Origin of the sequence: Rufibacter ruber (genome assembly GCF_001647275.1) — a bacterium.
Taxonomy (GTDB): Bacteria; Bacteroidota; Bacteroidia; order Cytophagales; family Hymenobacteraceae; genus Nibribacter; species Nibribacter ruber_C.
Window position 1 is genome coordinate 82970 of sequence record NZ_LRMM01000013.1, and the last position, 9794, is coordinate 92763.

A 9794-nucleotide genomic window follows, 5' to 3' on the forward strand; every position below is an offset into this window, starting at 1 on the left:
TTCTTTCAACACTTTCCGGTTCAGGATAGTTTGAAAACAGCTTCTGCCCGCCTCACCATCATACGCTCATGCCGCTCTCCACCCGCACAAAAATAAGTATCTGCCTGCTTCTGCCGCTTGCCGCCCTGGCTTTCTCTGCCTTTGCCCCGGCGTGGCAGCAGTCAGATTTGATCAACAGATTGGTGGCAAAATTAACCTTTCTGCACAACAGGTATCCGCAGGAAAAAGTTTACCTGCACCTGGATAAACCGTATTACGCCGCCGGGGAGGATATCTGGTTCAAAGCCTATCTGGTCAATGCCCATGACCACACCCCCAGTACGCACAGCCGGGTGCTGTACGTAGAACTCATCACCCCGGAGAACACCTTCTTCAGAACCGCCGTTTTCAGGCTGAGCAAAGGGCAGGGGGCCGGGAACATGGAGCTGCCAGATGATATTCCGGAGGGGATGTACCGCCTGCGGGCCTACACCAGCTGGATGCAGAACTTTGATGAAGACTATGTCTACCACCAGAACCTCAACATCTTCAGCCCCCGCAAGACAGACCTGGTCAGCACCACCGCCTTTACCTATAAGCGCCAGGGAGCCGGTGACTCTGTTCTGGTGAACCTGAGGCTGCTCAACTACCAGGAGAAGCCGCTGGCCCAAACCGCAGTGGCCTATTCTACCAGCTATGACAAGAAAGCCTCCTCAAAAAAGATAACCACCAACGCAGACGGCAAAGCCCTGCTGCGCCTCTACCTGCCAGACGGAGCCAGCCAAAGCCCCAAACTGCACTTCACGGTAGAGCAGGGGGGCAGGGCTCTCAACCATACCATTGCCTTCCCCCAGAAGCAGGAGCAAATTGACCTCCAGTTCTTCCCGGAGGGCGGCAACCTGGTAAGCGGCCTCTGGAACACCATTGCATTTAAGGCAGTAGACGCCAACGGGCTGGGCAAAGAGGTACAGGGGGGCATTTACAACCAGCAGGGCCAGAAACTATTAGATTTCAAGAGCCAGAAATTTGGCATGGGGCGCTTTGGGTTTGTGCCGGAGGCGGGGAAAAAATATACCGCACGGCTCACCACCAAAGGGGCGGCCAAAGAGTACGCGTTGCCAGAACCCCAGCAGAAAGGTTTTATCTTAACCGTAGACAGCAAGGCGCCAGAGAACCTTCGGGTTAAATTTTACACGCTTGGTTTTAGCCCAGACAGCACCGGCAGACCTAAAACCCTTACCTTGGTGGGGCAGGTGCGGGGCGAAATCCTCTATGCCGCCGTTAGCCCTACCGCCCGTGATGTGTTTCAGGTTGAGATACCCGCCAGTAAGTTCCCCACGGGTATTGTGCAGTTCACGGTTTTCTCAGAAAAAGGGGAGCCCCTGGCTGAACGGCTGGTGTTTGTGAAGCATTCCCCTCAACTGCAGTTAACCCTGACCCCAGACAAACCGGCCTATAAACCGCGGGAGAAGGTAACCCTGCAGCTGCAAGCCAAAGATGAGGCCGGGGCCCCCGTAGCGGGTCATTTTTCCCTCGCCGTCACTGACCAGAAAGCTGTTATACCGGCACCCAATGCGGCCAATATTGTGTCTTACCTGCTCATGAGTTCAGACCTCAAAGGCTATATTGAAGAACCGTCTTATTACTTTACCTCGTCTTCGCCTGAGGTGGCCACCGCTTTAGACAACCTCATGCTCACCCAGGGCTGGCGCCGGTTTATCTGGAAAGACCTCCTGCTGGACAAGTTCCCCAGCACTAGCTTCAAGGCTGAGAAAGGGCTGTACCTCAGTGGTACTTCTACCAAATTAACCGGTCAGCCAGATGCCTACGCCAGTGTGGTGATCTCAGACCTCAACAACCTCAAAAGCACCATCACTATTCAGACAGATGACCGGGGCAAGTTCAGCTTTCCGTTAGACAGCTTCACAGACAGCTCTAACCTGGTAGTCAAATCCTCTAAAGGCGTTGGCTCTATGCTGGTGCTGGACAACAACCTGCCGCAGATCCAGGTGCACCCGCAGGCACCGTACCACCCCGTTCCGGCCCCGTTCTCAAATGAAGTCTGGACGTACCTGCAGCGTAACCGGGAGCAGCTCAAACTGGATCAGTACTCAGGCAAGAGCAGCATTCTGCTGCAGCAGGTGATTGTGCGCGGAAGAAAGGAAGAGGAACGCCCCGCCGCCTCTGGCAACCTGCATGCTACCCCTGACTATATTCTAAAAGGCTCTGACCTGTCACCTGGCATTAACATTATTCAGTCTCTGCAGGGGCGGGTAGCCGGGCTGCAGGTGACCAACGGGCAGGTAAGCATGCGGGGCGGCGGTTCACCGCTCTACCTCCTGGACGGCATGCCTTCTGATGCCCAGTTCATTCAGTCTATCAACCCCAATGAGGTAGAGTCTGTTGAGGTACTGAAGCCGGGTGCCTCCTCTGCCATCTACGGTGGCCAGGGCGGCAACGGCGTCATTGCCATCAACCTCAAAAAAGGTGGCTCCAGCAGCTCCAACACATCTCCTACCGGTGGGGCCGCCGCCCAGCTGCCCGGCACGGCCACGTACCAGGGCCTGTACTACTCCAAGACCCGCGAGTTCTATCAGCCCAAGTATGACAAGCCAGACACCAGCAACGTGGTCATGCCAGATCTGAGAACCACTCTCTTCTGGAGCCCTACGGTGCAGACAGACGCCACCGGCAAAGCCGAGATTACATTTTACGCCGCAGACCAGAAAACCACCTACCAGGCGGTTCTACAGGGCATGACTGCCACTGGCAAAGTAGGCTACCTGCGCAACTCATTTCTGGTGAAGTAATCTCCCGCTGGGGCCGTAGCGGAACCTCTTCCGCTAAAAAAGTCCGCTCAACTTTCTGTTTCTGGCCTGTTTTTGTGAAAACAGCAGACAGATTGAGCGGACTGCCCTTTTCGTTCTGAAATAGAAATAGCTGAGAAGGCAGGCCCCGGCTATTTGGATGAGGAAACACTGTCTGGTTTACTGCTGAAGAATCTGCCCCGGCGAGACACCTTGGTTTTAAGGGTAATCTGCTCAATCACTTTAGCCCGCGGAAAGTAAATTTGCCACACGCCCCGCACTTGCCCCACCTCAAAGCCGCCCGGTTTGCCCTGGGCAGAGAACACCCGCAGTTGGTCAAGGGATTTGCCGGTAAAGTCTAACACGCTGGGCTCCTCACAGCTGGCGCAGTTACGGCGCCTGATCTGGATGGGCCGCTGAAACAGGAACTCCTGCTCTGGCACAGAGAAGGTGGTGGTTGAAGGCAGAGTTCCCCCCGCTGCGGCCCGTATATCCTGCCCAAGCGTTTGCTGCGCGTCTGTCTCAGAAGAGAAGGTTTTACGCGTTAACCGGGCCTTGTACCGCCGCAGAATGGACTGTACCAGGGGTAACTTCTCGGGCTGGGCCACAAACAGCTCCTGCTCCTTGGGCTGGCTCTCTGCGAGCTGAAGGAAAGCCCCCTCAATCTGGCTTACCACGGTGTCACCGGCGGCCAGCACCCACACCTCCATGTCTTCCTGGGTAATGCGTTTTACTTTGTGGCGCTCGGCCTCTACGGCCATCTCTTTGCCCCGGTCCAGCTTTTCTGGCTCACAGGCCCCAACCACAGCGCAAGCCCCCACTATCAATGCCCAAATCACTCTTTTTCTTGCCATTGCGTCTACTAACTGTAAAACAGCCGGTCATGTTTCTGGTGACAAAGATGGGGCACAATGCCCAAAGTTTCAATGGCCCACTGCTACCTGACTGGTTTCTTTGACGTTAGCCTGAGCTGCTTTTCAACCCGCCTATAAACTGATACTCCTGTTTTAGGCCTGTTTTTAGGAAAACAGGCCTAAAACAGGTTTAAAAGAAAAGCCCGCTGCTTCTGCAACGGGCCTTTTCAACACAACAACTAATTAAAAATTTTACTGGTTGGGCAGCACCACCGGGTCTCCCAAGCCTAATTCTTTGAGGCCGGCCAGCTGGGTCTTGGCATCACCCACCACTACATAGATCATCTTGGCAGGGTCAATATATTGGCTGATCAGGTTTCTGGCTTGGGCGTAGCTCAGGCCTTGAATGGCGGTTTCTTCGCGCTTGAGGTAGTCAGCGGGCAGGTTGTAGGTGTTCATGGTTTCCAGCAGGCCCACCAGGCTGCCCAAGGTTTCATAGCCTAGCGCGGTCTGGCGCAGGAGCGCGCCTTTAGACGTGGCCAGATCCTGCTCACTGTAGCTGGTGCCGTAGCTCTTCAGAATCTCCCCAATGGTTTGCAGTGACTCTTTGGTAACATTGGTGCGCACGCTGGTAGAAGTCACAAACGTGCCCGGTGCCGTTGGCCTGCGGGAGAAACCTGAGAACGCGCCGTAGGTGTAGCCTTTCTGCAGACGAAGCACGTTGAACAGGGTAGAGGCGGAGCCCGCGCCCAGTTTGTGGTTGATGGCCTGCATCACGTCGAAATCTGTAGAGTTCACCGGCACCGCCAGGTACCCCGCGTAGATCACAGACTGCTTGGCATCTGGCTGGTCAATAAAGTACAAGCGCTTAGGCGGTGTGTTGATAGCCGTGACCGGTGCCGGAAGCTTTACCGGCTTGGCGGCCCATTTCTGCTCTAAGCTGGCCAGTGCCCTGGTCACTTCTTCTTTTTTTATGTTGCCGGCAATCTGGAAGCTGGCCACACTGGGCGAGAAGTTCTTCTGGTAGTACTCTTTCAGGTCTTGCAGGGTGATGCGCTCTACCGTGGCCATGGTGCCGCTGGTTGGGTAGGCGAAGCGGCTGTCTTGGCCGTACAGCACCTTGTTGAACGCCAGCGAGGCAATGGCATTGGGATTGGCCATGTTCTGCCTGATACGGCTCAGGGCGGCTTGTTTGGCTTTCGCAAATTCGGCCTCATCCCAGCGCGGCTCCAGCAGAATCTCCTCTACCAGTTTCATAACCTGCGGAAAGTTTCGGCTCAGCGTGTTGCCCGTGAGGGTGATGCCCTCTGAGCTGGCATTTACGCCTATAAACGCACCCAGCTGGCCAATGGTTTCCTCCAGTTGCTGGGCGGTCTTGTTTTTGGTGCCTTCTAGGAGCATGGCGTCTACCAGGGCGGCGGTACCAATCTTCTGCTGGTCATCTAGCTGCATGCCGCCTTTGATCAAAATGCTGAACTGCACCAGCGGCAGCTCATTCTGCTCAATGCCGTAGACTTTCATGCCGTTCTTCAACTGGCCGGTCCAGATGGCAGGTGCTGTAAAGCTGAAATTGTTGCTCAGCTCCGGCATCTTGCTGCGGTCAATCTTTGAAGGGGTTTTAGGGAACGAGGTAGGCTCCTGACCCAAATTAGCGCCTTCGGCCCCGGCCACAATCTTCTCTTCTACCACATCTGCTTTCACGGCACCTTTCAGGGCGAGCGCTTCCTGCCCCTTGGGTACAAAGCTGGTGGCCACGTAGGGTTTGCCTTTGATGTACTTGCGGTACACGTTCATGATGTCTTGCGCCGTTACAGCCTGGGTCATGGAAATGTCTTTCTGGGCAAAGGCGGGGTCACCGGCAAACTCATTGTACTGCGCCAGCTGAAACGCTTTGTTCAGCAGACTGGAAATGCCGTTGTACAGCGCCGTCTCTTGCTTGATCTTGAGGCGCTCCAGCTCTTTGGCGTCTACGCCTTCTTTCTCAAACTTGTCAAAAGCGGCCAGCACGCCGGCCTGCACGTCATCCAGATCTTTTTTGTCAAAGGCCCGCACCCGTATTCTGAACGTACCGGCAATCTCATTGGAGTTCTGACCGGCAGAGGCACCGGGGGCCAGCTTTCTTTCCTCAACAAGGATCTTCTCAAAAGGTGAATTTTTGCCTTCGGCCAACAGGCTGCCCAGCATGCTCAGCGCGTATGAATCTTTGTGGTACTGCTCTACGGTAGGGTAGACCATGGTCAACTCTGGCACATTGGCAAAATTGTCTACATGGAACAGGGATTTGGTAGCAGATAATTTTACCGGCATGGGCGGGAGCGGCTTCACCTCTGGCTTGGTTTTCAGCTCCCCAAAGTATTTTTCAATGAGTTTCTTCGCCTCTGGCGTCTCAAAGTCACCGGTCAGCACCAAGGTGGCGTTGCTGGCGCCGTACCACTGGTCATAGAACTCCTTTACATCTGCCAGGGTGGCGTTCTGCAGGTCTTCCAGGGAGCCAATCACATCCCAGCTGTAGGGGTGGCCGGCAGGGTAGAGGTTCTTTTTGATGACGTAGTCTGTGTGGCCATAGGGCTGGTTGTCTACCCGCTGGCGCTTTTCGTTCTTCACCACCTGCTTCTCGTTCTCCAGCCCCCACTCGCTCACGGTGTTGATGAAGAAGCCCATGCGGTCAGACTCCAGCCACAGCACCCGCTCCAGCGCATCTTTGGGCACCACCTCATAATACACGGTTCCGTCTTCAAAGGTACCGCCGTTAAAAGAGCCCCCCACCTGGTTGATGGCTTTGATGAAGTTGCCCTTGCCCACGTTCTCTGAGTTCTGGAACAGCATGTGCTCAAAGAAGTGCGCAAAACCGGTACGGCCCTCCTTCTCCCGGTTGGAGCCTACGTGGTACATGATGGCCACGGCCACCTTGGGGTCAGATTTGTCCTGGTGCAGCACCACCTCCAGGCCGTTGGGCAGCTTGTATTTCTCAGACTTGAGGGTAAACTGCGGGGCTGCGCTGCCCAAAGGTTTTGCAGAGGTCTTAGCGGTTGTCTTTTTTGCCACCTGCGCCCATGCCTGTTGGGGCGGGCTCACAGTCATACTGCCCAGCAGCAGTGATAGGCAGGCAAGGGTAAGTTTGTTGTTCATAGAGGAATTCAGAAATTAGGTGGTGGTGGTGGTGAGGTTCAGCCTTATATTAGTAGGCGAAAGCGGGAGTTTATTACACCTCACGGCGGCTTTTCCCCGTAGAGTGTCAGCTGGCGTTTTTGACCTGTTTTTGCCAAAACAGGTCAAAAACAGAATTTCTTTTACAGAGTTGGCTGGCGGGGCGCGTACGCAGCAAATACTGAAGAAACCTTATATTCGCTTTTGTTGTGCAACCGGTGAGGCAGCTCTCTGTTTTGGGCCTGTTTTCAGAAAAATAGGTCAAAAACGAGTTTTTTCACGGCTTCGGTTGTTCTCCCATAGAAGCAGAAACCAGGCGGGGCGGCTTGGCGCTCCCCCTTTTACTGACACTCATTCCATGAAGAATAGAAAACTGATCTTGTTTCTTTTTTGCCTGGGCACGCTGTTGGCCTGGACGGCACTTTGCCTCACCTATTTCACCACCGGCCGCATAGAATGGCTCCGGTTGCTTACCTTCCTGATTTCAGGCATCCTGGCTTACGTAGTCTACCAACGCAAATGAGAAAGCACCTGCTGCTGCTGCTTTTCCTCTTCGGCGTCACCGCCGAAGCCTGGCCCCAGGCCACTGCCCCCGGGAGCATCCCTAAGAACAGGTACGGTCTGCCGGTAGTGACTACCGTGGCGCTGTACCGGCAGCAGGTGGCCCAGGACCCCAGCCATGAACTGGTGGAACTGCAGTCTTATGTTCCCGGCTTGGTGCTGGACATCAAATACGCCACGGCTGACAATCTGGTGGGGGAGCCGGTTTACAAAATAGCCGCCGCCTACGCCCGCAAACCCGTGGCTGATGCCCTCCAGAAAGTGCAGGCAGACCTGAAGTCGCTGGGGCTGGGCCTCAAAATCTATGACGGCTACCGGCCGTACCACGTTACAGAGCACTTCTTCAGAAAAGTGAAGGAAAAGGCCTACGTGGCTAACCCCAAAGACGGCTCCCGCCACAACCGCGGCTGCGCCGTTGACCTCACCATTGTCCGGCTCTCAGACGGGAAAGAGTTGGAAATGCCCACTCCCTATGACGCCACCGTGGTAAAGTCTCACCCAGACTACCCGCACGTGTCTGCGCAGGTGAAGAAAAACCGCACCCTGCTCATTACCGTCATGGAGCGCCACGGCTTTACCGTTTTCCATAATGAGTGGTGGCACTATGACTTTAAAGATTGGCGCAGATTTCCGTTAATGGATATTCCGTTTGAAAAACTACAGGAGGGAAAGAAGTAGGCAGTTGCGTTTCTGGCCTGTTTTTCTGAAAACAGGTCAAAAACAGGAGGCGGGCGAAAGAAGGTTGCAATAGTTACAGAAAGGGCCTTACTTGCTGCTTCTGTTCCACAATACCTATCCTTTTCACAATGAAGCTATCTTTCCAGTTTAGGGCGGCGGCCTTTTTGGCTGTTTTGCTGGGGTTGTTCGCTCTTTCCCTTCAGGCCCAGGTGTCGCCTAAGCGCGAACTGCGCGGCGTCTGGATTGCCACTGTGGCCAACATTGACTGGCCCAGTCAGAAAGGGCTGTCGGCGGTGACGCAGATGGAGGAGTTCCGGTACATTCTGGATGAGCACCAGAAAAACGGCATCAACGCGCTGTTTGTGCAGGTACGGCCCACCACTGATGCTTTTTACCGGACCGACAAAGAGCTTTGGTCGCACTGGCTCACCGGCAAGCAGGGGCAGGAGCCTAATCCGCCGTATGACCCGTTGGCGTTCCAGATTGAGGAAGCCCACCAGCGCGGTATGGAATTCCACGCGTGGTTCAACCCATATAGAGCCACCCATGACACCGTGAGCGCCAACATCTCACCCAAACACATCACCAAGACCAAGCCCGAGTGGTTTGTGACCTACGCCGGCAAGAAATATTTCAAGCCGGGTCTCCCCGAAGTTAGGGCATACATTGTGAACATTATCATGGACGTGGTGCGCAACTATGACATTGACGCCGTGCACTTTGATGATTATTTCTACCCGTACCCCACCAAAGACCCGTTTCCAGATGACGAGGATTTCGCCAAGTACGGCACTAATTTCACCAACAAAGATGACTGGCGCCGCTATAATGTAGATGAGGTGATACGGGTGCTCTCAGACAGCATCAAAGCCGAGAAGCCGTACGTGAAGTTCGGGATTAGCCCCTTCGCCATCTGGCGGAATGCCTCACAGGACCCGCGCGGTTCAGACACCAAAGGTGGCCTCACCAACTATGACCATTTGTACGCAGATGTGCGGGGCTGGCTGGAGAAAGGCTGGATTGACTACAACGTGCCGCAGCTCTACTTCCATATTGGCTACCCCGTGGCAGACTACGCCAAAATGCTGGACTGGTGGGCGAAGAACAGTTTCGGCAAGCACAATTACATTGGCCAGGGAACCTACCGCGTGAACAATGATGCCCGCTTTAAAGAGTGGTCAAATCCGCTGGAAAGCGGAAACCAAATACGTTTGAACCGAGCCAACAGCGGTGTGCACGGCAGCGTGTACTTCAGTTCTAAATCTGTGATGAGCAACCCGCTGGGCGTGCAAGACAGCCTGCGCCAGAACTTTTACAAGAACCCGGCCCTGGTGCCTACCATGCCTTGGAAAGACAACGTAGCCCCGTTGGTACCTACAGGCCTAAAGGCGCATGCCACTCTAGAGGGTGTGAGCTTATACTGGAATGCCCCGGCTCCGGCCCCAGACAAAGAAACCGCCCGCTACTACGTCATTTACCGCGTTCTCAGTGGCCAGACCATCAACCCGGAGAACCCGGCGCATATCCTGAAAATACACAACGGCCCAACCTCTTTCACAGACACTTCGGCCAAGCCGGGAGAACGTTACACCTACGGCGTTACGGCTGTTGACCGTTTGCATAATGAAAGCGCCCTTTCCAGAACCGTGGCCGGCAAGCGGAAGAAGTAACATTTTGTATCACGTAGCAAGTAGCACGTAGCACGACCGTCATTTTTGATAATAGCCCCACTCTGTGTCTCTGTTTTGAAACTTTTGGGAAATTTCCG

General features: G+C 54.7%; 6 protein-coding genes. 4 read left to right on the top strand and 2 right to left on the bottom strand.

Annotation, left to right across the window (positions count from 1 at the left end; genetic code table 11):
• Positions 1-68: 68 nt before the first annotated feature.
• Positions 69-2789 (top strand): TonB-dependent receptor plug domain-containing protein, encoded by a 2721-nt coding sequence (locus A8O25_RS07440; RefSeq protein WP_066832849.1) that lies wholly within the window; start codon positions 69-71, stop codon positions 2787-2789.
• A gap of 149 nt (positions 2790-2938) precedes the next feature.
• On the opposite strand, the gene A8O25_RS07445 is transcribed toward A8O25_RS07440, so the two are convergent.
• Positions 2939-3640, bottom strand: coding sequence for a hypothetical protein (locus A8O25_RS07445; RefSeq protein WP_153042634.1), 702 nt, complete (start codon positions 3638-3640; stop codon positions 2939-2941).
• Between the two features lie 252 nt (positions 3641-3892).
• Positions 3893-6769 carry a M16 family metallopeptidase gene (locus tag A8O25_RS07450; RefSeq protein ID WP_153042635.1) on the bottom strand — a complete coding sequence of 959 codons (2877 nt, stop codon included), beginning with the start codon at positions 6767-6769 and terminating at the stop codon, positions 3893-3895.
• 376 nt (positions 6770-7145) lie between these two features.
• On the opposite strand from A8O25_RS07450, the gene A8O25_RS23195 reads away from it, so the two are divergent.
• From A8O25_RS23195 to A8O25_RS07465, 3 genes are all read left to right on the top strand, one after another.
• Positions 7146-7310: a hypothetical protein gene (locus tag A8O25_RS23195; protein WP_161947715.1), complete on the top strand. Its 165-nt coding sequence runs from the start codon at positions 7146-7148 to the stop codon at positions 7308-7310.
• A complete protein-coding gene (locus A8O25_RS07460) occupies positions 7307-8026 on the top strand; it encodes a M15 family metallopeptidase (protein WP_066832857.1) in 720 nt (239 codons plus the stop codon). Before A8O25_RS23195 ends, A8O25_RS07460 begins: the two co-directional genes overlap by 4 nt.
• A gap of 128 nt (positions 8027-8154) precedes the next feature.
• Positions 8155-9696, top strand: a complete 1542-nt coding sequence (locus tag A8O25_RS07465; protein ID WP_066832860.1) for a glycoside hydrolase family 10-like protein — start codon at positions 8155-8157, stop codon at positions 9694-9696.
• Positions 9697-9794 lie beyond the last annotated feature (98 nt).

What these genes read in the sequence shown, in the direction of transcription:
- A8O25_RS07460 (WP_066832857.1), top strand. Translation starts at nt 7,307, where the DNA reads ATGAGAAAGCACCTGCTGCTGCTGCTTTTCCTCTTCGGCGTCACCGCC.
- A8O25_RS07440 (WP_066832849.1), top strand. Translation starts at nt 69, where the DNA reads ATGCCGCTCTCCACCCGCACAAAAATAAGTATCTGCCTGCTTCTGCCG.
- A8O25_RS07450 (WP_153042635.1), bottom strand. Translation starts at nt 6,769, where the DNA reads ATGAACAACAAACTTACCCTTGCCTGCCTATCACTGCTGCTGGGCAGT.
- A8O25_RS23195 (WP_161947715.1), top strand. Translation starts at nt 7,146, where the DNA reads ATGAAGAATAGAAAACTGATCTTGTTTCTTTTTTGCCTGGGCACGCTG.
- A8O25_RS07445 (WP_153042634.1), bottom strand. Translation starts at nt 3,640, where the DNA reads ATGGCAAGAAAAAGAGTGATTTGGGCATTGATAGTGGGGGCTTGCGCT.
- A8O25_RS07465 (WP_066832860.1), top strand. Translation starts at nt 8,155, where the DNA reads ATGAAGCTATCTTTCCAGTTTAGGGCGGCGGCCTTTTTGGCTGTTTTG.